At 48.2% G+C, this 21956-nt stretch carries 20 protein-coding genes; 11 read left to right on the forward strand and 9 right to left on the reverse strand.

Features of this window, described 5'->3' with window-relative positions; genetic code table 11:
* Positions 1-72 precede the first annotated feature (72 nt).
* Positions 73-645, forward strand: a complete 573-nt coding sequence (locus AB3Y96_RS09875; protein ID WP_072307491.1) for a molecular chaperone — start codon at positions 73-75, stop codon at positions 643-645.
* A gap of 75 nt (positions 646-720) precedes the next feature.
* Here AB3Y96_RS09875 and AB3Y96_RS09880 read toward each other — a convergent pair whose 3' ends face one another.
* Both AB3Y96_RS09880 and mdtH read right to left on the reverse strand, forming a co-directional pair.
* Positions 721-1284, reverse strand: a complete 564-nt coding sequence (locus AB3Y96_RS09880; protein ID WP_072307494.1) for a lipoprotein — start codon at positions 1282-1284, stop codon at positions 721-723.
* A gap of 253 nt (positions 1285-1537) precedes the next feature.
* The gene (mdtH, locus tag AB3Y96_RS09885) at positions 1538-2743 is read right to left on the reverse strand and encodes a multidrug efflux MFS transporter MdtH (protein WP_046457730.1); all 1206 of its coding nucleotides are present in this window, start codon (positions 2741-2743) and stop codon (positions 1538-1540) included.
* A 294-nt stretch (positions 2744-3037) separates the two neighbouring features.
* Between mdtH and rimJ the strand changes: the two genes are divergently transcribed.
* The 4 genes from rimJ to murJ all read left to right on the forward strand — a co-directional run bounded on the left by rimJ (position 3038) and on the right by murJ (position 6912).
* On the forward strand, positions 3038-3622 hold the full coding sequence (gene rimJ / locus AB3Y96_RS09890; RefSeq protein WP_072307495.1) for a ribosomal protein S5-alanine N-acetyltransferase: 585 nt from the start codon (positions 3038-3040) through the stop codon (positions 3620-3622).
* Positions 3623-3651: 29 nt separating this feature from the next.
* Positions 3652-4308: a DUF480 domain-containing protein gene (locus AB3Y96_RS09895; protein WP_367299090.1), complete on the forward strand. Its 657-nt coding sequence runs from the start codon at positions 3652-3654 to the stop codon at positions 4306-4308.
* Between the two features lie 10 nt (positions 4309-4318).
* Entirely contained in the window at positions 4319-5230 is a 912-nt protein-coding gene (locus AB3Y96_RS09900) for a Gfo/Idh/MocA family protein (RefSeq protein WP_072307497.1), read from the forward strand.
* A 143-nt stretch (positions 5231-5373) separates the two neighbouring features.
* Positions 5374-6912, forward strand: coding sequence for a murein biosynthesis integral membrane protein MurJ (gene murJ, locus AB3Y96_RS09905; protein ID WP_367299091.1), 1539 nt, complete (start codon positions 5374-5376; stop codon positions 6910-6912).
* Positions 6913-6991: 79 nt separating this feature from the next.
* Here murJ and argS read toward each other — a convergent pair whose 3' ends face one another.
* Positions 6992-8722: an arginine--tRNA ligase gene (gene argS, locus AB3Y96_RS09910; protein WP_072307499.1), complete on the reverse strand. Its 1731-nt coding sequence runs from the start codon at positions 8720-8722 to the stop codon at positions 6992-6994.
* A 233-nt stretch (positions 8723-8955) separates the two neighbouring features.
* Between argS and AB3Y96_RS09915 the strand changes: the two genes are divergently transcribed.
* Entirely contained in the window at positions 8956-9519 is a 564-nt protein-coding gene (locus tag AB3Y96_RS09915) for a VOC family protein (protein ID WP_367299092.1), read from the forward strand.
* 64 nt (positions 9520-9583) lie between these two features.
* Here the strand turns inward: AB3Y96_RS09915 and AB3Y96_RS09920 are convergent, their stop codons facing one another.
* Positions 9584-10726: a MalY/PatB family protein gene (locus AB3Y96_RS09920; protein WP_367299093.1), complete on the reverse strand. Its 1143-nt coding sequence runs from the start codon at positions 10724-10726 to the stop codon at positions 9584-9586.
* Between the two features lie 272 nt (positions 10727-10998).
* Between AB3Y96_RS09920 and cutC the strand changes: the two genes are divergently transcribed.
* Positions 10999-11757 (forward strand): copper homeostasis protein CutC, encoded by a 759-nt coding sequence (cutC, locus tag AB3Y96_RS09925; protein WP_072307617.1) that lies wholly within the window; start codon positions 10999-11001, stop codon positions 11755-11757.
* A 110-nt stretch (positions 11758-11867) separates the two neighbouring features.
* Here the strand turns inward: cutC and cmoB are convergent, their stop codons facing one another.
* Both cmoB and cmoA read right to left on the reverse strand, forming a co-directional pair.
* Positions 11868-12839, reverse strand: a complete 972-nt coding sequence (gene cmoB, locus AB3Y96_RS09930) for a tRNA 5-methoxyuridine(34)/uridine 5-oxyacetic acid(34) synthase CmoB (protein WP_367299094.1) — start codon at positions 12837-12839, stop codon at positions 11868-11870.
* The gene (cmoA, locus tag AB3Y96_RS09935) at positions 12836-13627 is read right to left on the reverse strand and encodes a carboxy-S-adenosyl-L-methionine synthase CmoA (protein ID WP_072307618.1); all 792 of its coding nucleotides are present in this window, start codon (positions 13625-13627) and stop codon (positions 12836-12838) included. The genes cmoB and cmoA overlap by 4 nt, the downstream gene beginning before the upstream one ends.
* 296 nt (positions 13628-13923) lie before the next feature.
* Between cmoA and AB3Y96_RS09940 the strand changes: the two genes are divergently transcribed.
* Complete coding sequence (locus AB3Y96_RS09940) at positions 13924-15282, forward strand: amino acid permease (protein WP_072307503.1); 1359 nt, start codon at positions 13924-13926, stop codon at positions 15280-15282.
* A gap of 602 nt (positions 15283-15884) precedes the next feature.
* Here the strand turns inward: AB3Y96_RS09940 and AB3Y96_RS09945 are convergent.
* The 3 genes from AB3Y96_RS09945 to AB3Y96_RS09955 form a co-directional block, all read right to left on the reverse strand.
* Positions 15885-16280: an MAPEG family protein gene (locus tag AB3Y96_RS09945; RefSeq protein WP_025801912.1), complete on the reverse strand. Its 396-nt coding sequence runs from the start codon at positions 16278-16280 to the stop codon at positions 15885-15887.
* 156 nt (positions 16281-16436) lie between these two features.
* Positions 16437-17255 (reverse strand): DUF72 domain-containing protein, encoded by an 819-nt coding sequence (locus tag AB3Y96_RS09950; protein ID WP_367299095.1) that lies wholly within the window; start codon positions 17253-17255, stop codon positions 16437-16439.
* Positions 17256-17371: 116 nt separating this feature from the next.
* Positions 17372-18478, reverse strand: a complete 1107-nt coding sequence (locus AB3Y96_RS09955; protein WP_072307505.1) for an SDR family oxidoreductase — start codon at positions 18476-18478, stop codon at positions 17372-17374.
* A gap of 829 nt (positions 18479-19307) precedes the next feature.
* Here AB3Y96_RS09955 and AB3Y96_RS09960 point away from each other — a divergent pair.
* The 3 genes from AB3Y96_RS09960 to nudB all read left to right on the forward strand — a co-directional run bounded on the left by AB3Y96_RS09960 (position 19308) and on the right by nudB (position 21843).
* Complete coding sequence (locus AB3Y96_RS09960) at positions 19308-19511, forward strand: FmdB family zinc ribbon protein (protein WP_072307506.1); 204 nt, start codon at positions 19308-19310, stop codon at positions 19509-19511.
* A 107-nt stretch (positions 19512-19618) separates the two neighbouring features.
* Entirely contained in the window at positions 19619-21409 is a 1791-nt protein-coding gene (aspS, locus tag AB3Y96_RS09965; RefSeq protein ID WP_072307507.1) for an aspartate--tRNA ligase, read from the forward strand.
* Entirely contained in the window at positions 21409-21843 is a 435-nt protein-coding gene (gene nudB, locus AB3Y96_RS09970) for a dihydroneopterin triphosphate diphosphatase (protein WP_072307508.1), read from the forward strand. Before aspS ends, nudB begins: the two co-directional genes overlap by 1 nt.
* Positions 21844-21956 lie beyond the last annotated feature (113 nt).

Here is a 21956-nt window from a genome sequence, read left to right on the forward strand (position 1 = left end):
AAGTGACAATGTCACATTTTTTAGCCGTATTTGCAGGCCATATTTTTCAGGCCATATTTTTCAGGATTAGAGATGAACGATTTTTCTATCATCTGCCGTTTGTTGGGAAGCCTGTTTTCCCGCCAGCCGCAGGATGCCGTATTGACTCCCGTATTTGAACTGATGACGCAAGGTAAACTGCAGCAGTTTTGGCCCATTGAGCAAGATGCGCTGCTGACCCGTTTGCAAACCGCAGCGAAAGATCGTGCCGCGTTAAGCGCTGATTACGACGCCATGTTTAGCGGTGACGACGCGTCCGTTGATATTCATCGTAGCGATTATCAAGAGAATGCCACCGAGCAGGAAGTTCGTGATTTTTTAACCCAGCGTGGAATGCCTTTGAGCGACCAGCCTGCTGACGCCTTTGGGCAGCTGTTGCTTGCCGCATCGTGGTTGGAAGATCAGTCTGCCGAAGACGAAGTCCAGGCGCAAATCGCGCTGTTTGATGAGTATTTATTGCCGTGGTGCGGTAAGTTTCTGGGTAAAGTCGAAGCGCATGCAACCACCGCGTTTTATCGCACGCTGGCTGAGTTGACGCGTGAAGCGCTTCAGGCCATGTGGGATGAACTTTCTGAAGATGAGAGCTCTGCCGAAGACGCCGAATAAACGTTTTCGAACTGCTCAATAAAAAAGCCGGCGTTCAATCATGAGCGCCGGCTTTTTATTATGGCAGGCCGAGTATTAATCAGTGAAAGGAATAATGATTTCGCCCGGTTTAACTTCGATGCCTTTAGCCAGTTTTTTCGCCAAGGCTTCTTTTTCGCTCTTATTCGGATCCAACGTATAAACGGCTTTTTCGTTAAAATAGGTTTTTAACGATTGGTTTAAATACGGAACCACCGCTTTCATCACGCCAGACATTTTTTCAGGTTTAACCGTGTAATCGGTTAATTCCATATCACGCAGGAAAATGGCACCTTGCTCGTTGTTATAAACCGGCTGCGCCTGCAGTGTGATTTGTAGATCGCTGGTCTGTGGGCCAAGAATTGAGCTGATATTGACTTTGGCATGGCCCGTTAGCGTAATTTTATTGGGGTCAGTTCGTCCAATTTGGCTGTTAAGTTGGTCGACGGTGATATCGGCGTCAACTAACCCTGAAATACCAATTTGCTTCTGAAAATTATTATACTTTTGCAGATATTGGTTCATATCCTGCTCAGTAATGGTGTATTGGGTCAGTTTATTACAGGCTACTAATACCAGCCCCGCAGCAACGATCCCTGCAATATAAATCGCCTTTTTCATATTATCTGACCTCTAAATACAGAATAAAATAAGTGTGCTAATTAACATGTTAATGCTATCGACCTGATTGTGTCATAGATCTATCAGAGAGAAAAATAACGTATGTTTCATCCTGTTAATGCGCATTAATCGCCGGACGAAAAACACCTTTTTCACAGATGATGGGCAAAATGTTCAAATGAATTTAGAGGGAACGTACTGCGTTCTGAATCAGATAATGACGAAAATTCAGAACGCAGTACTTCAGCGGAGCTTAGCTCCCACCCAACACGGCAGGAGCGATGCTGCGTTGATTGAACTGCCAGTACAATAGAATCAGCGTAAGCACGCCGACCACACCGAGTAAAAACCACGGCAGTTCCGGTGTTCCAAGTGCTTGGCCGGTGTCATACATCCAACCGCCGCCGGTATAACCGATAGCGCCACCCAGCGCCAAGCCTAAACGACTAAAGCCCATATAGCTGCCTCGCGCACGCGGATCGGCTAATGAGGCACTTAGCGTCTCACGTGCTGGCTCAGCGATAATTGAGCCGAAGTAGAAGCAACAGATTAAAATAAACAGCGTGCGCAGCTCGGTCGCTAAACCCACAGGGAACATACTGATGGTCATAATCAATAGCCCAAACATCAACCGTGTTTCGAGACGGAAGTGCTTTTCGCTCCAGCGCGCGATAGGGTAGAGCAACGTCAGAGACAGCGTAGCCTCTATGGCATACATCCATTTTACCGCCGTTGGTGTGCCTGCAATTTCGTTGACCATAATGGGCAACATCAGCATGACCTGAACAGCCAGCATGTAGTAACCCGTCAGCGTCAGAACATAAAGCAGGAAACGCCGGTCGCGAATAACGCGCATCATGCCTTCTTTTATCGGCGCACGAACCGTCGAAATTCGATAGGCGGGCAGTAGCCACGCATTACAGGCCGCCGCCAGCACGAAAATAGCCGCACCGACCCAGCACACATAATGAAAATCGTACTGTAGTAGCCAGCTGCCGATCAGCGCACCCACCACGGCGCCTGCGCTATCTTGCATCATCAATAATGAATAAAAGCGGCTGCGCTCATGCGGGCGGGTCAATTTAATCACCAGCGCAGTGCGCGGCGGGTCAAACAGCGTTCCACCCAGCGCAGAGAGGGCGCAGGAGAGCCACAGGATCCAAGGTTCGCTGGCAACCGCCATTGAGGCGAACCCCGCAGCGCGCAGCAACATGCCAATGACGATCATCGGTTTTGCGCCAAAGCGGTCGGCGATGGCACCACCAAAAATGCCTAATCCCTGCTGGACTAATTGTCGCAATCCCAGCGCTGCCCCCACCACTACCGCGGCCCAACCGAGTTGGTCGACGAAGCGAATCGAAATAAGAGGGAAAACGACAAAGAAACCGAGTACAACCAGTAAATTGTCTAACAATAAAAAGTACTTACCCAAGCTCCTAGCTTGCGACACCAGCGACATGTTTCACCATCAGCGAGAAAATAAAAAAGGAGGGATTGACTCGTTCATTTTCTACCCATTTTCAGCGTGGGTATAGGTTTGATTAATAATATTTTTCTGCAAATAGTCACCCTAATAATACTTTTCATTATGAGCAGTAAGAAATTAACCGTTAACCAGACAGCAGAAATAGAATAAAAAGGCCTTAACCGCTGCTAAGTGCGCAATATTGCTACAGCTAAGGTATTACCCGCCATACAAAGAGCGGTTATAGTGATAAGTAATAAAATTTTTGTACGTGGGGCTGGAGGATCGATGTTTGGCTATCACAATAGCGGGCCAAAAGTCCGTTTAACCACCGATCGTTTGGTGGTGCGTTTGGTTCATGACCGCGATGCCTATCGTTTGGCCGACTATTACGCAGAAAACCGCGAGTTCCTAAAACCATGGGAACCTGTACGCGATGAAAGTCATTGTTATCCTTCGGGCTGGCAGGCTCGATTAGGACTCATCAATGAGCTGCAAAAACAGGGTAGCGCCTACTATTTTTTGTTGCTCGATCACGATGAGAATGAAGTTCGAGGTGTGGCTAATTTCAGTAACGTACTGCGTGGCTCTTTCCATGCTTGCTATCTTGGCTATTCGCTCGGTGAGAAATGGCAGGGGCAGGGCTTAATGTATGAAGGTGCGCAGGCGGCGATTCGTTATATGTTCCGCCAGCAGCGGCTGCATCGGATTATGGCTAACTATATGCCGCATAACCAACGCAGTGGGGATTTACTCAAGCGTATGGGCTTTGAGAAAGAGGGCTATGCCAAAGATTACCTGCTGATCAACGGTAAATGGCAGGATCACGTTTTGACTGCGCTGGTTAATCGAGAATGGACTGCGCCGCGCTAACTGTTTGCGTTCACAAGGATCTAAGACCAATGAAAAACCCATTATCTCCACTTGAAGCTCGCGTGATTGGCTGTTTTCTTGAGAAGCAGGTCACGACGCCCGATCAATATCCACTTTCTCTCAATGGTTTAACCACCGCCTGCAACCAGAAAACCAACCGTGAGCCGGTGATGGATCTTAGCGAGTCTGACGTGCAGTCAACGTTGGATATGTTGATGAAAAAGCATCAGGTGCGTTCATTAAGTATTCCCGGCAGTCGCGTGATGAAATACGAACATCGGTTCTGTAACTCAGAGTTCGGAAACCTGAAATTCTCAGATGCCGAAGTTGCGGTGGTGTGTTGCCTATTACTTCGCGGGCCGCAAACCCCCGGCGAGTTGCGCACGCGTACCAACCGCATGCATGAGTTTAGCGATGTGACTCAGGTTGAACAGGTGTTGAATGAGTTAGCATCGCGTGAGGATGGCCCTTTTGTGGTTCGTCTAGAACGTGAGGCGGGTAAACGTGAAAGCCGCTATGCGCATCTCTTTAGCGGTGAGGTTGAAAACGTTGCGACCTCGGCTATTGAAAGTACCTACAGTGCGCCGGCTGATAGTGGATTAGCCGAGCGTGTCGAAGCCCTTGAAGCCGAAGTGGCCGAATTAAAAGAGCGCGTACAAAGCCTGCTAGATCACCTTGCTGACTAAGAGAACAAGAATGACGAAATTACGTATTGGCGTTGTTGGTTTAGGTGGTATCGCGCAAAAAGCCTATTTGCCTATTTTGAGTCAGGCAGAGCGCTGGCAGTTGGTAGGTGGTTTTTCTCCCACGCTGGCTAAGGCGCAGGGAGTTTGCGATAGCTACCGAATGACGGCATTTTCTCGTTTAGATGAACTTGCCGCACAGTGCGATGCGCTGTTTGTGCACAGCAGCACCAATACGCATTTTGATGTCGTGCGCGAGCTTTTGCTGCGCGGCAAACATGTTTACGTCGATAAGCCGTTGGCGGAAACGCTCGATCAGGCCGAGCAATTAATTACGTTAGCTGAGCAGAAAAACTGTCGTTTAATGGTGGGATTTAATCGCCGGTTTGCCCCGCGCTACGTGCAAATAAAACAGCAGGCCAGCGATATAGCCGCCATTCGCATGGATAAACATCGACATCAAAATATTGGCCCCAAGGATGCTCGCTTCACTTTGCTTGATGACTATCTGCACGTGGTGGATACGGCGCTATGGATGAGCGGCAAAAACTTAAAGCTAAAGTCGGGTACCTTGCACACCAACGACGTGGGGCAAATGATTTATGCCGAGCATCACTTTAGCGCAGGGCAGATTCAGGTTACCACCTCCATGCACCGTGCGGCGGGATCGCAGCGTGAAGTGATGCAGGTTGTCAGTAACGGGGCGATTTATGATGCGCAGGATCTTAGGAGCTTGCACATCGAACGTGATACCGTTTTGAGTGAGTTGCCTATCTCTGGCTGGCAATCAACCCTTGAGCAACGAGGATTTGTTGGCGCAGTGAATCATTTTATCGACAGCGTTGAGAACCAAACGGCGCCAATAACCTCGGGTGAACAGGCGATTGCCGCTCAGCGAATTATTGAAAGCCTACTTTCTCAGTAGGCGCATTGGCGCGCATTTTATCTCCATCATCTTGGTTTGTAACATCTCTAGCTAGATCTTCCGCGTGAGATAAGTAGACTAGTGCTCCTAAATTGCCCTTGCTGTTATTCAGTAAGGGCCGCAACCGTTGAAAAAACTAACTCATGAATTTATTAAAATCACTGGCGGCGGTCAGCTCGATGACCATGTTTTCGCGCGTGTTGGGATTTGCGCGGGATGCGCTTGTGGCGCGTATTTTTGGTGCAGGAATGGCAACAGATGCCTTTTTTGTCGCATTTAAACTGCCGAATCTGTTAAGACGTATTTTTGCTGAAGGCGCGTTCTCACAGGCATTTGTGCCTATTTTAGCGGAATACAAAAGTCAGCAGGGTGAAGAGGCAACGCGGACCTTTGTTGCTTACGTCAGCGGTATGCTCACGTTGGTGCTAGCGGTGGTTACGGTTCTCGGCATGCTGGCAGCGCCGTGGGTGATTTATGTAACTGCGCCGGGCTTTGTCGATTCGCCGGATAAATTTACGCTGACTTCGTCGCTTTTGCGCATCACTTTCCCCTATATCTTATTGATCTCTTTGGCCTCGTTAGCGGGCGCAATACTGAATACGTGGAATAGGTTCTCGGTGCCTGCTTTCGCGCCGACCTTTTTAAACGTCAGCATGATCGGTTTTTCTCTGTTTGCGGCTCCGTATTTCCATCCACCGGTGATGGCATTGGCGTGGGCGGTCACCGTGGGTGGCGTATTGCAGTTGGCTTATCAACTGCCACATTTGAAAAAGATTGGGATGTTAGTCCTGCCGCGTTTGAACCTGCGTGATGCAGGCGTTTGGCGCGTGATGAAGCTGATGGGGCCCGCCATTATTGGTGTTTCCGTGAGCCAGATTTCATTGATCATCAACACCATCTTCGCGTCATTTTTGGTGTCGGGCTCGGTTTCTTGGATGTACTACGCTGACCGTTTAATGGAATTTCCTTCCGGCGTTTTGGGCGTGGCATTGGGCACTATTTTGCTGCCTTCATTGGCGAAAAGCGTTTCAAGTGGACGGCATGAAGAGTATTCCCGCCTGATGGATTGGGGGCTGCGTCTGTGCTTTGTATTGGCACTGCCGAGCTCAATTGCGCTGGGGATTTTATCTAAGCCACTGATTGCGTCTCTGTTCCAATATGGTCAGTTCACCGCATTTGATACCGAGATGACGCAGCGAGCGTTGATTGCCTATTCAGTCGGTTTGATGGGGCTCATCCTGGTAAAAGTGTTGGCACCCGGGTTTTATTCCCGTCAGAACATCAAAACACCGGTGAAAATTGCCATCGCCACATTGATTCTGACTCAGCTGATGAACTTAGCTTTTATTGGGCCGTTTAAACACGCGGGGCTTTCTCTCTCTATTGGTCTTGCGGCCTGTCTTAATGCTAGCCTGCTGTATTGGCAGTTGCGTAAGCAAAAAATGTACACCCCTCAGCCGGGCTGGACCCTATTCTTGGTTAAGCTGGTGGTCGCGGTTGTTATCATGACTGCGGTGCTCATTGGTATGATGTGGTTTATGCCAGCGTGGGACTCAGGCAACATGCTGATGCGTTTGTTACGCTTAATGGCGGTGGTCGTGGTTGGTGCGGGCTCCTATTTTGCAGCATTGGCACTGCTTGGATTCCGTGTACGAGACTTTACGCGCAACGTCGTGGTGTGATGATGTTTGTTAGACAATAAAAAACCGGCCATCAAGGCCGGTTTTTTATGTCAGAGCAATATGACGAATAATAAACGAATTACATACGCTCTACGGTTTCGATACCCAGCGTATCCAAACCTGTTTTCAGCGTTCGTGCCGTCAGCGCAGCCAATTTCAGGCGGCTGTTACGCTGTACTTCGCTTTCGGCTGTCAGGATAGGGCACGCTTCGTAGAAGCTTGAGAACAGACCCGCTAAGTCATACAGATAGGTACACATGACGTGCGGAGTGCCTTCACGAGCCACCTGAGTAATGGTTTCTTCGAACTGAATCAGGCGAGCCGCCAACGCTTTTTCGCGATCTTCCGTCAGGACGATATCACCGGTCAGCGATTTTTCATCAATACCGGCGCGTTTGAATACGGAAGACACACGCGTATATGCGTATTGCATATATGGCGCGGTGTTGCCTTCGAACGCCAACATGTTGTCCCAGTCGAAGATGTAATCCGTGGTACGGCTTTTTGACAGATCCGCGTATTTCACGGCGCCAATGCCGATAACTTCAACCAGCTTAGCCAGCTCTTCGCCGCTGAGATCTGGATTTTTCTCGGCGATCAGTTTGCCTGCGCGTTCAACCGCTTCTTCCAACAGATCAGACAGTTTAATGGTACCGCCTGAACGGGTTTTGAATGGCTTGCCGTCTTTGCCTAACATCATGCCGAACATGTGGTGCTCGAGGCTAACAGAGTCTGGTACGTAGCCCGCTTTACGCACGATAGTCCATGCCTGCATCAAGTGCTGGTGCTGGCGGGAGTCGATGTAATACAGCACGCGGTCAGCGCCCAGCGTTTCGTAACGATATTTCGCACAGGCAATATCGGTGGTGGTGTACAGGTAGCCGCCATCCTTTTTCTGGATGATGACGCCCATAGGCTCACCGTCTTTGTTTTTGTATTCATCGAGGAATACAACGGTTGCGCCTTCGCTTTCCACCGCTAAACCTTTGGCTTTCAAATCTGCAACGATGCCAGGCAGCATGCTGTTGTATAGGCTCTCACCCATCACGTCATCTTTGGTTAAGGTGACGTTCAGACGTTGATAGTTTTTCTGGTTTTGCGACATAGTGATGTCGACCAGTTTGCGCCACATTTGGCGACAGTATTCGTCGCCGCCCTGCAGTTTGACTACATAGGCACGTGCGCGCTCAGCAAACGCGGCATCTTCGTCATAATGCTTTTTCGCTTCGCGATAGAAGGCTTCCAAATCGGAAAGGTCCATTTCATTCGCGTGTTCGTTCTGCATTTTCTCCAGATAGGCGATCAGCATGCCGAACTGGGTACCCCAGTCGCCGACGTGGTTGGCGCGAATAACGTTGTGGCCAAGGAATTCCAAGGTGCGAACGGATGCATCACCGATGATGGTGGAGCGCAAGTGGCCGACGTGCATCTCTTTGGCGACGTTAGGCGCGGAGTAGTCAACCACGATAGTTTGTGGTTTCACCGGAGCAACGCCTAAACGCTCATCTGCCAGCGCTGCTTCGACTTGTTTTGCCAACCATGCAGGATCTAAGAAAATATTAATAAAACCCGGACCCGCGATTTCGACTTTGTTAGCGATACCGTCTAGCTCAAGATGGGTTAGCACCTGTTCTGCCAGTTGTCGTGGAGCAATACCCAGAATCTTTGCCGCGCCCATGACGCCATTGGCCTGATAGTCGCCGAATTGCGCTTTCGCGGATTGACGGACAAGAGCTTCGCTGTTAGCAGGAGCGCCTGCAGCCACCAGAGCTTGGGTGACTTTATCTGAAAGAAGTACCTGAATATTCACCGGGTTACCTTAAGTTTGTAACGCCAGACGTGTGTGACGACGGCGTTTTATATGTGAGATCGTTAATCGAGGCGCATATGCACCAAAACAGCCGATAATTATATGTCAATTCGCTGTGTGAGTCAGCAAGCATGCGCTTATGCAGCGAATATAGCCGCCATAAATAGGGCGTGGAAGTCTGTGAAAAGAGCAGGTAAAGTACGCAGCCTTGTAGATAGCGGAGAAGAGAGAAAATGACATTTTTGGCAGAGATTGAAACACTGCGCGATTTAGATGCAGATTTAGATCGTTTTACTGCGCTGTTACTGGGGTTTGCCGACAAGCTTGAGCTCGATTTGTCTGCCTTCAGTGCAGATCATATCTCTTTACGCTGTCACCAGAATACCACGGCCGATCGCTGGAGAGCGGGGTTCGAAACTTGTGGAGCACTGCTGTCTGAAAATATGATTAACGGTCGGCCCATTTGTTTGTTTGACCTCAGCCAGCCGCTTCGTGTGGGACCGTGGCTGATTGACTGCGTGGAGCTGCCTTACCCGGGTGAAAAACGCTATCCGCACGAAGGCTGGGAGCATGTTGAATTGGTCATTGGCGGCGATCCTGAAACCTTGCATCCGCGCGCGCTAGAATTACTGTCAGATTCGGCACTGCTGGCGCCGGGCATTAAGTTGAAATTCAGCAGCCCAAAAGGGGAGCAAGAGCGTTTGCCAAATCCGACATTGGCGGTCACCGATGGTGAAGTCACGATAAAATTCCATCCTTACTCTATTCGTGAAATTGTGGCGAGCGAACAGCAGTAAGCTTGAGTTTCAAAGTAAAAAAGCGCCATTCCGTTGTGGGTTATGGCGCTTTTTTTATGGAAAATTACAGGGCGTTGATGGCATTTTCCATGCGGTCGAGCGCTTTGACCAGAAGATCACGATGGCAGCCAAAATTAATGCGCACAAATTTGGCATCACCAAAATCTGCGCCCGGTGACAGGCCGACGCCGGCCTGCTCGAAGAACGCATGTGGATTATCAACCGGCAGTTCGGATGCATCGACCCAAGCCAGATAGGTGGCAGCGAGATTAACGGTAGACAGACCTTTCATCGCATTGATGCGCTTCACCAGCAGATCGCGGTTGCCTCGTAGGTAATCAAGCTGAGCGTCAAGCCACGCTTGTCCATCACGGTAAGCAGCCTCGGCGGCAACGTAAGCTAAAATATCTACATTAGGAACCAGCCCCGCGCGTTCAGCGTTGAAACGATCGCGTAGGTTTTTATTTGGAATAATGGCAATAGTCGCGCCGAGTCCGGCAATATTATACGTTTTTGATGGTGCCATCAGCGTGACGCTGCGCTGGGCTGCTTCATCGCTCAGAGAGGCGATGGGAATATGTTTTGCTCCCGGTTCTAGTAGCAGATCGCAATGAATTTCATCAGAACAGATGACGAGGTCGTGACGCTGTGCAAAGGCGAGCTGAGCCTCAAGCTCTTCGCGCGTATAAACGGTACCGCCCGGATTATGCGGGTTGCACAGCATCATGAGTTTTTCATTGCCAGTAAGCTGTTGCTCAGCGCTGTCTAAATCCATTACCCAGCGTTGATCGCGTAACTTCACGGGAATAGACAACTGTTGACGATGGGCAAAGCGGGATGATTTAACAAACGGTGGATAGATTGGGAAGGGCGCCAATGTGTGCTGCTGAGGGGCGGTAAATGCGCGAACGCTTAGGTTCAAGCCGCAAACCATACCCGGCAAAAAGACTAGCCATTCAGGTTTTACATCCCATTGGTATAAATTGCGCATGCGCTCAATAAATATACTCACCAATTCCTGTGATGGATCACCGTAGCCAAATACGCCTTCAGCAACGCGTTTTTGCAGCGCATCAATAACAGCCGGTGGGGAACGGAAATCGGTATCAGCGACCCACATCGGAATGATGTCTTTGTTCGCATATTTGTTCCATTTCTGACTATCACTGTGACTTCTGTCGACCCATTCATCAAAATTGAATGTCATAGTATTCATCCTTTAGTAGGCTTAGTTCCTGCCCCAGTAGGCAATAGTAAAACAGACGGTAAAAACGTCATGGCGATGATTAATGTGCGTTTTTCTGCCGGTTTGTATGAGTGTTCTTAAGCGTATCAAGAGTTCGTTACTGGGAACGATACTTATCACGTTTTTTGTCAGCCTACGCGAGAAGGTTCCACTTTCTCAAGTGTCATTACGTTGGAATGAAAAGTTTTCACGTAACGTAGTCTGTTTTGGCGGTTTTTTTTGGAGGTTTTTTCATTATGAAATTGGAAATTTGTTGTTTCGGGGTGGAATGCGCCCTGACGGCGGAACGCGCAGGTGCAGACCGTATTGAGCTTTGTGCAAGCCAGTTAGACGGTGGTTTAACGCCAAGCTACGGGACCCTGAAACTAGCTCGCGATAAGGTCTCTATTCCCGTACATCCAATTATTCGGCCACGCGGCGGAGATTTTTGCTACAGCGATACTGAATTTGAAGTGATGAAAAATGACATGGCGATGATCCGCGATATGGGCTTCCCCGGCGCTGTCATCGGTATGTTAGACGCTGAAGGTCATATCGATTTGCCAAGAATGCGTGAGCTGATGCAGCTGAGCGGTAATATGGCGATCACCTTCCATCGCGCTTTTGATATGTGCGTGAGCCCACTCGTTGCGTTGAGCCAGTTGACCGATTTAGGGATTGCGCGCATTCTGACATCTGGTCAGCAGCAAAGCGCTGAAGTTGGCTTACCGCTGCTTAAAGAGTTGCTTAATGAAACTCAAGGGCCGGTCATTATGGCGGGTGCAGGAGTGCGTTTAACGAACCTGCATAAATTCCAAGAGGTTGGTTTGAGTGAAGTACACAGCTCTGCGGGCCATATGGTGCCGTCAGCGATGCGCTACCGTAAGGCGGGAGTGACGATGTGCTCAGACAGTGAGTTTGATGAATTTACTCATTATTGCGTCGATGGTGAAGTGGTCGAAGCAATGAAAACCGCGCTGAGTCTTGGTGAACCGTATCCACGTTCTGCCTAGCGCAGACGTGTGTTGAGCAGTTCCAGTAGAAGTAGTACGAATTTTAGTGGATGTCTCACTAAACAGTATGGCCCCAACAATTGTTGTTGGGGCTTTTTTTCGTTTGACGCTTAGGGTTTACGCGCCACGATGACCGCACGGATAGGGGCAGGGTAGCCTTCTACGGTTTTCGTTTGGTCGTTAGGATCGAGGAATTCCGCCAATGATTCGCTGATCATCCAGTCGGTGCGGCGCTGTTCATCCAACGTAGTCACACAAGAATCAACGATGCGAACATCAACAAAACCGCATTTTTCGAGCCATTTTACCAAGGCTTTAGCCGAAGGAATAAAATAGACGTTGCGCATTTGTGCATAGCGATCGCCGGGCACCAAAACCTGATTCTCATCGCCTTCGATAACCAAAGTTTCAAGCACCAGTTCGCCCTCTTTGACCAGTTGGTTTTTTAACTGGTAGAGGTGATCAAGGGGGGAGCGACGATGGTAGAGCACGCCCATCGAGAACACGGTGTCAAAGGCGGCTAACTCGGGTAGCTGCTCAATGCCGAGCGGAAGTAAATGCGCTCGCTGATCGCCACCTAACAATTTGCGCACAGCTTCAAACTGGCATAGGAAAAGCTGCATTGGGTCGATGCCCACGGCAAAATGCGCGCCGGCGCCAATCATGCGCCACAGGTGGTAACCACTGCCGCAGCCAACATCGAGGATAGTGCGACCTTCCAGAGGAGAAATATGCGGTAAAACGCGTTCCCATTTCCAATCAGAGCGCCATTCGGTGTTGATATGAATGCCGTACAAATCGAATGGACCTTTACGCCACGGCATCAACGCACGCAGCATTTTTTCAATGCCTTCTTTTTGTCCAGGCCCTAGCTCAGGTTCTGCCTGGGCACTGACGCCGTGAAGTAAATCTAAAGCATGTGGCGTAATTTCAGGGAGACGATCGACGGCGTTAAACCAGTCTTTAAATTTGCCATGCAGCGACTCGCGTTGCCATACGGCCAGCTGTGCCGGTAACACTTCCAGCCAATGGCTGAGTGGGCTATTGGCAATGCGTTGATAAAAATTACCAAACTCGATCATGCGACGACGTCTCCCTTCACGGCTAACAAGGAGCCGAAGTTAAAGCATTGGAACCAGATTTCAGCGTGTTCAAATCCGGCCTGATTCAGGCGTTTTTTATGGGTTTCTACTGAATCTGTCAGCATGACATTTTCCAGCATGCTGCGCTTCTGGCTGATTTCTAGTTCGCTATAGCCGTTGGCACGCTTGAAGTCGTGGTGCATGTTAAATAGCAGCTCGCCCAGCGTTTTATCTTCAAAATTAAATTTCTCAGATAGCACTAACACGCCACCCGGCAATAGGCCTTGATAGATTTTATTCAGCAGTGATTGACGCTCTTCGGGCGCTAAAAATTGCAGCGTGAAATTGAGAACCACCATCGAGGCGTTTTCAATGTGAATATGTTGAATATCGGCTTCGATAACATCGACGGGGGTCTGTGCGCGGAACGCGTCAATATGGCGACGGCAGCGCTCTACCATCGCCGGCGAATTATCCACGGCGATAATTTGGCATCCTTCGGCACGAATATTGCGGCGCATAGACAACGTCGCCGCACCTAACGAGCAGCCCAAGTCGTACACGTTTGTTTTGGGTTGTGCAAAACGCTCTGCCAACATCCCGATCATTGAGATGATGTTGGAATAACCTGGCACCGAGCGCTGGATCATATCGGGGAATACTTCAGCGACGCGCTCGTCAAAAGTCCAATCGCCGAGCTTAGCAATCGGGGCCGAGAAAAGCGTATCGCGGTCAACGCCTTTCTTATCATCAAAAGTGTTATCAGAATGAGTATCGCGGTTTGACATAAACAGGTGCATGCGGTTTCAACAAAGGGCGCACATTTTAGCAGATAAACCCCTGCGAGAGCTATTCCCTTGCGAAGAAGAGGGATGTGGCGGCGGTGATAAGGCATAGATAGCGCCTGATGAGTGCGTTGACGAATGGATAAACTGGCAACAACTAGCTCGCCTAGCATGAAGTTTGGCTTGATTGCAATAGGCCGGAAGTGATACAAAGCAGCCCGCAATGTAAATAAAATAATACGATGCGCCACGATTCAGCGTTCACACAGCGCGAATGACGCTTTCGCACAGAGGATAAAATGGGCGATCTGCAACAAGAAGAAACCCTACAGAGGGGATTGAAAAATAGGCATATCCAACTGATTGCACTCGGAGGTGCGGTTGGTACGGGGCTATTTTTGGGTATTGCGCAAACCATTAAAATGGCAGGCCCATCGGTGCTGCTGGGTTACGCTATTGGTGGCTTTATCGCATTTTTGATCATGCGCCAGCTGGGTGAAATGGTGGTTGAAGAGCCGGTAGCGGGTTCATTTAGCCACTTTGCCTATAAGTACTGGGGAAGTTTTGCCGGTTTCTTAGCGGGCTGGAATTACTGGGTTATGTTCGTGCTGGTAGGGATGGCGGAACTGACCGCGGTGGGTATCTACATCCAATATTGGTGGCCGGATATTCCCACGTGGATGTCGGCGGCTGGCTTCTTTGTGATCATCAATATTGTCAATCTGGTCAACGTTCGCGTTTATGGTGAAACTGAATTTTGGTTTGCAATCATCAAAGTCGGCGCGATTATTGGCATGATTGTCTTTGGTGCATGGATGTTAGCTTCCGGCTCTGGTGGTCCGCAGGCAAGTATCACTAACCTATGGACTCAAGGTGGCTTTTTACCAAATGGCTGGCACGGTTTAATTATGGCCATGGCGGTGATTATGTTCTCCTTTGGTGGTCTTGAGCTGGTAGGAATTACCGCCGCAGAGGCAAGCGAACCGCGCAAAAGTATCCCTAAAGCCACCAATCAGGTGGTCTACCGAATTCTGATTTTCTATATCGGTTCATTGACCGTTTTGCTGTCTCTCTACCCGTGGCAAAACGTTGTACAGGGCGGAAGCCCGTTTGTGATGATCTTCCATGCGCTAGATAGCAACTGGGTGGCCACCGCGCTAAATATCGTGGTTCTCACTGCGGCTCTGTCTGTTTATAACAGCTGTGTGTATTCAAATAGCCGTATGCTGTTTGGGCTAGCAAAGCAAGGTAATGCACCTGCGGCATTGACGAAAGTGAACCGTCGCGGCGTACCGATTCTGTCGATTGGCCTCTCTGCATTAACAACGTCAGCGGTAGTTTTGATTAACTATATTATGCCGGGCGAGGCTTTTGAGCTGTTGATGGCGCTGGTGGTCTCTACGCTGGTGATTAACTGGGTGATGATCTGTATGGCTCATCTCAAGTTCAAAGCGGTAAAAAACCAACAGGGTGTGGCGACGGCCTTCAAAGCGCTTTGGTATCCGTACGGCAATTACTTATGTCTGGCTTTCTTGGGGCTCATCTTGGTGATCATGTATATGACACCGGGGATCCGAATTTCAGTGGTCCTACTTCCAATTTGGGTGGCGGTTCTGTGGGCTGGCTTCATGCTGTCTCGTAAGAAAAACAAAGCATAAGCTGTACGCGCTGAGCAAAAGACAATCTTCGGATTGTCTTTTAGCCATGTCATTCGGCTGAAAATAAAAAACCTCGCTGGTATGCGAGGTTTTTTATTTTGTGACTGCGGCTGGTGACCACGGTGCACGTTAGTATTCTTCAACTGGACAAATATAAGACGGCAGGGCAAGCAAGTCAATTTATTGGCAGTTACAACAAACTTAATAAATCTTACCATAAACACTGGTTGTATATACAGTGTCATGGCATATAATCATTTTTGTTGAAATGAATAACGTGTTTTGAGCCGCAATCGGGCAACGAGTTTAAAGTCCTAGCCAATAGCGAGTGGTGTCGATTGGTGCCTTAACTCAAGGAAGCACGTTAGTATTTTTCAACAATCCGATGGCTGATAGGCTGCGGAAAGGCAAGGTCATCGTTAGTGCTCCTGACTAGGAGAGAGCGTATGAAATTTCTAGAACTGCTCACAGTTCTTGCAAAGTTCATGGTTGCTGCGTTGCAACTGCTTGAAACAGCATTGAGATTTTTTAGCTGATTTAGGTCGCATCTAAGGAGGAGAGGGAACTCTCCTCCTTTAACAAAAGCACGTTAAGACGATGTTTTAATCTAGCGTAAACATTTGATCCCACGGTAGATAAAACAGGTTGGCGATCACCATCAGTACCAGTGAGATATACGTTGCACTCATTCCTGAGCGACGCCAGCGAATTTCACGGTGACGTAAACCGTAGGAATGCATTAGCCGACCCGCGATCAGTAAAATTCCGCATACGTGGATCATCCAAATCAGCGAACCGTTCATTTCCATCATAACCAGCAGTATTGCCGCAATTGGAATGTATTCAACGGCATTGCCATGTACGCGGATTGCGGTTTGCAGCTCATAAAAACCGCCGTCACCGTAGGCAACACGATACTGCATACGCAGTTTTACAACGTTCAAAGATAGCTTGATCAACAACAGTGCGCCGAGCACGACATAAAGCGCGCTTACCATTTTTAGCTCCATTGCCCAATAATTTACCTACGAATGAATAATAGCGGGCTCAAAGAGCATTGTCCTTAGGAAATATCGTTGTAAGTAAAATAGTTAGCTTGTTAAAGCATCAGTCAGGTTGGGGTTGTGATGCAGGTATTGAAATTTTGCTACCTATCAAAACATATCTGTTTGCAAAGGCCAATCGGGCTGAGGCGGCAAATTGCGGATATATTTGGCAAGAAGTGGCCAAAGCGCTCGTGCTTGCTGTGGTGCATCGGTACAGTCAGGTGTGTGAACGAAAAGATAGGGCGTGGTGGTGCTACCCCATTCAGTCAGCTTATTTCCCCACTGGTCCAGCCAGCGACGATTGTCATCTAACACATCGCCTCCAACAAAACGCACGAGTGGATTTTCAGCAGTCAAAACAGCATGTAAGGGAAGTTTTGGTTTCTTTTGCTGCGCATCACGGACTGCTGGAGTATGCGGTGAAGCATGATGAACGGGTCTGCTATCTAATATCACGCGGTTTATTTTCCGTTCATAGAGTCCACGGTTAAGCGCACGTTCAGCGTCGCCTTTGGCAAAAAAGTCTGTGTGGCGGACTTCAACACCATAGGTAAACTCTTTCGGCAGTGAATCTAAAAATTGCCATAGACGGGGTAAATGCTGTGGCGAAAATGCAGCAGGCAGCTGTAGCCAAAACTGACCAATGCGTGAATGGACAGGGGAGAGGCTGCTAAAGAAATCCTGAAGATGTGTATCACAGTGGGCTAAGGCGGCTTGATGGCTGATTGCCGATGGAAACTTGAAGCAAAATCGAAAGTCATCATCAGTCATATCGCGCCAACGCCGTGAAAGCTCTTGTTTGGGCAGTGCGTAAAACGTGGTATTGCCTTCAACACAGTTGAAGTATTGGCTGTAATCCGCAAGGTCCTTGAGCCCGATTTTATGCCAAGCGGCGTGTTGCCATTGTGGAAGGCCGATAAACATCATGATGTCGATATCTCTCTAAAATAAACGCAAGAGAAATATAACATAAAATGAATATTAGCGGGCTAGGCAAAAGGGTAGATAGACTTAATTAAATAAGCCTATCTACGCTATGGTTATTATTTAAAATCTACGACCATTTGCTCAGGTATTGATTGATTTGCTGTAGTGGCTACACACTTAGCAACATAGTCGGTGAATCGTGGCGGTGCAGATATTCCAAGCTGGAGTAATTTCTCGTTAGAAAAACGGACATTCAGAATCGAGAACTCTCCATAGAGACGCATAGCTCGTAGCATCAGTCGCTCGTTACACTGTCCAAATATGCCTTTAAAACTTTTTCTGGATTTAACTAATTCGATATATTCTACTTGTTCATAAGAGAGATTAACCGGTTTTGTCTCTGTTGCTTGAGCAATAGCACTGTCTATTTCACCGAAAGTCACGCTGCCCGCCTCACCTGCTGAAATATGAAATATTTTTTCATCCATATTTTCTTTTTGTAGAAGAAGGAGAAGGGCGTCAGCGCAATAATCAACGGGGATAACATCAATTTTATCGTCCATTGAGCACATAAATTTGCCCAACATTAGCGCCATGCGGAATACCCAGAATATGCTGGTAGACGGTGTACAGCCTTGCTCGCTGTGACCCACAATAATCGAAGGTCTGGCAATCACTAACGGTAAATCAGGGCACTCTGTCAGCATACGATTCTCGATAACAGATTTTGAATACGTATACTGCACCAGATGTTCGTTTTCATCTTTTAACGTCAGGCTTTCAGTGACGACCGAGTCTGCCTCTGGCACACATGACATTGCTGTACCGACATGTACGAATCGCTGAAGTTTCGCATGTTTAGACATGTGAGCGGCAAATTTTAATGTGCCTTCAACATTCACTTTCCAAATGAGTGGGTTTTCGCCAAACGAAGCGATAGCCGCGCTATTAATAACGTGAGTTATATTGTTTAACCTTTCATCGTGAATAAAACCATCAGGGTCAGAAAGATCGCCGATGAGAATATTATCACTCGTTAGTTTTTCTAATGTTTTTTCAGAGCAGCCAAAATTAACCAGATTCTTTTTTATCCTAGCTAAAGCATTTTGCGAATTATCTGAGCGTACTAAAAGAAGAAGAGATACTGGCTTGTCATCAAGCAATACTTTTGCGAGTACGGCACCGCCTAAAAAACCAGTTGCCCCAGTAATAAGTAGATTCATTTTTTCATTTCCAATGCTAGATAAGATATTCGAGGGTATGTTATTCCTGAATGGTTAAACGATTAGTAAATAAAAAAGGGAGTCATTGCTATTTGAACTGAATTTAATTTATTTGAATTAAGTTTTTTATTTGATTCTAAGTATATAAAAGTATCGGTATTTAAATTGCATTCATTACTTACAAAATAATGTTGTATCTCTCGACTTTTGACGTTTTTATTTAATCTTCGTTGAACTATTGGTCGGAATGGATAAATTCTGGCGCTCACGTGCCTAAGACGTAGTGTGTAGGTCTGCCAGCATATTGATAAGTTCTCTATTTCGATTTTGAGATCCGTGGGTGATGTATGAGGCTATAGGACGTGCGTGTACTCTTATTCTCCCCTGATAATGCAATAAGTCTTGAGTTTGTCTGCGGTGAATTTGCTTTGTGAATGAAAGATTATTGTACTTATTTGATTCTTATCAAATCGTAGATATGCGTCATAGCGCAAAAATGGGAAACCGTTCATCATCGGTATGTGAAAATAGCCAGTAAAACGGCGACAGTGCAACAAGGCCTTTGTTTAAAGAAAACGCAAAATAAGCCCGTTAAACGTAACGGGATGTAGCAACGACTTGGTGACGATATTCTGTAATTCGTTAATTTAAAAAGAAAATGTGTTGTATCAATAAGTTAACAAGCAGTATCCTGCATAGCGGCGAGAGTATAGACTGTTTTGATGAGATGGCGAGAATCCGCGCAAAGTGCGCGCCTGCTCTTATCGCAGCGGCGAATTTCCTTTATAATAGCCGCCTTTTTTCATCGAACATGTAATCTATCACTGCTATGCCGATCTACGAATACGCTTGTAGCGAATGCAATCATCAGTTAGAGAAATTGCAAAAAATGGCCGATGCGCCGTTGGTTGATTGTCCGGAGTGCGGCAGACCGACGCTGAAAAAACGCGTTTCTGCTGCGGGTTTCCAGCTAAAGGGAACCGGATGGTATGCCACTGACTTCAAGCCGAAGTCAGGAAAATCAGAGAATTAGCACGACTCGAGTTTAAAATATTATAGGGCTGCACAGGCAGCACCCATCCGGACTTATGTTCGGATGTGGCATCGGTGAAGTACATAAGAAAGCCAAAGGATATCGTTATGCGTACTAATTATTGCGGGCAGTTGAATTTGTCCCATGAGGGTCAGGAAGTCACGCTTTGCGGTTGGGTACATCGCCGCCGCGATCTGGGTGGTTTAATCTTCATCGATCTGCGTGACCGTGAAGGCGTGGTACAGGTATTCTTCGATCCTGATCATAAAGAAGCGTTCCAGCAAGCTTCAGAGCTGCGTAACGAGTTCTGCGTGCAAATCACGGGTACCGTTCGTGCACGTCCAGATAGCCAAAAAAATAAAGACATGTCCACCGGCGAAGTAGAAGTATTTGGTCATGCTCTGACAATCATTAACCGTTCAGAACCACTGCCGTTAGACTTCAATCAGACTAACAGCGAAGAAAACCGCCTGAAGTATCGTTATCTTGACCTGCGTCGTCCTGAAATGGCACAGCGTCTGAAAACGCGTGCGCGCATTACTGCGTTTGTACGTCGTTTCATGGATAACCACGGTTTCCTTGATATCGAAACGCCGATGCTGACTAAGGCAACGCCTGAGGGTGCCCGTGACTATCTGGTGCCAAGCCGCGTGCATAAAGGCAAGTTCTATGCATTGCCACAGTCTCCACAGCTGTTCAAACAGCTGCTGATGATGTCTGGTTTTGACCGCTACTATCAGATCGTTAAGTGCTTCCGCGATGAAGACCTGCGTGCTGACCGCCAGCCTGAATTCACCCAGATCGATGTCGAAACTTCTTTCATGAGCGCAGAACAAGTGCGTGAAGTGATGGAAGAACTCGCTCATTCTCTGTGGCAGGAAATCAAAGGCGTTGATCTGGGCAAATTCCCCGTTATGACGTTTGCTGAAGCGATGCGCCGTTATGGTTCTGATAAACCAGACCTGCGTAACCCGCTGGAGTTGGTTGACGTTGCTGATTTGGTTAAGGACGTTGATTTCAAAGTCTTCTCAGGTCCTGCTAACGATCCTAAAGGCCGCGTAATTGCATTACGTGTTCCAGGTGGCGCGCAGCTGACACGTAAAATCATTGATGAATACGGCCAGTTTGTCGGCATCTATGGCGCTAAAGGTTTGGCATGGATGAAGGTCAATGACCGTGCCGCAGGTATGGAAGGGGTTCAAAGCCCAATTGCCAAGTTCCTGAACGCTGAAGTTTTAGAATCTATTCTGGAACGCACCGGTGCACAAAACGAAGATATTCTGTTCTTCGGCGCGGATACTAGCAAGATCGCCACCGATGCCATGGGCGCGCTGCGTCTGAAAGTGGGTCGTGAGCTGAAAATCACCAACGAAAACAGCTGGGCACCGCTGTGGGTTGTTGATTTCCCTATGTTTGAAGACGATGGTGAAGGTGGTTTGGCAGCGATGCATCATCCGTTTACCGCACCTCGTGATATCTCCCCAGCAGAGCTGAAAGCACATCCCGTTGGCGCTATTGCTAACGCATATGACATGGTCATGAATGGCTATGAAGTGGGCGGTGGTTCTGTGCGTATTCATAACGGCGAAATGCAGGAAACCGTATTCGGTATTCTGGGTATTACCGAGCAAGAACAACGCGATAAGTTTGGCTTCCTGCTGGATGCGCTGAAGTACGGTACGCCTCCACACGCAGGTCTGGCATTTGGTCTGGATCGTCTGGTGATGTTGTTAACCGGTACCGATAATATCCGTGATGTTATCGCATTCCCTAAAACAACGGCTGCCGCTGACCCGCTGACCGATGCGCCAAGCTTTGCAAATCCTGCATCGTTGCAGGAGCTCTCTATCGCTGTGGTTGCCAAAAAAGGCAGCGCAGACGACGCAGAGAAAGCCTAATGGCATATAAGCGTCCTGAGTCGATTCTGGTGGTCATTTATGCCCGCCAGAGTGGTCGGGTGCTGATGTTACAGCGGCGCGACGATCCTGATTTCTGGCAGTCGGTTACCGGCAGTTTAGAGGAAAATGAATCTGCGCCGCACGCCGCACAGCGTGAAGTAAAGGAAGAAGTCGGTATTGATATTTCAGGTGAAAGCCTGTCATTGATGGACTGTCAGCACTGTGTGGAGTTTGAGTTATTTGCGCATTTGCGCCATCGCTATGCACCCGGTGTGACTCGCAATTTGGAGCACTGGTTCTGTTTGGCGCTGCCGTCAGAGAGAGAGATCCCACTGACGGAACATCTGGCTTATCAATGGCTAGACGTTGAGCAGGCTGCCCAGCTCACCAAATCGTGGAGCAACCGGCAGGCGATTGAAGAACTCGTTCATTGATTAAGTGCCTGTGTGGCAAACCGTGTTAAGCCAATAAGCTTGGCGGTTTGTCACTATTCATCCTAACAGGCGTAAAGTTTGTCATTTTTAAAGCCCTACGGCTTTTACCGGAG

It is taken from the genome of Hafnia alvei (assembly GCF_964063325.1).
Classification (GTDB): Bacteria; Pseudomonadota; Gammaproteobacteria; order Enterobacterales; family Enterobacteriaceae; genus Hafnia; species Hafnia alvei_B.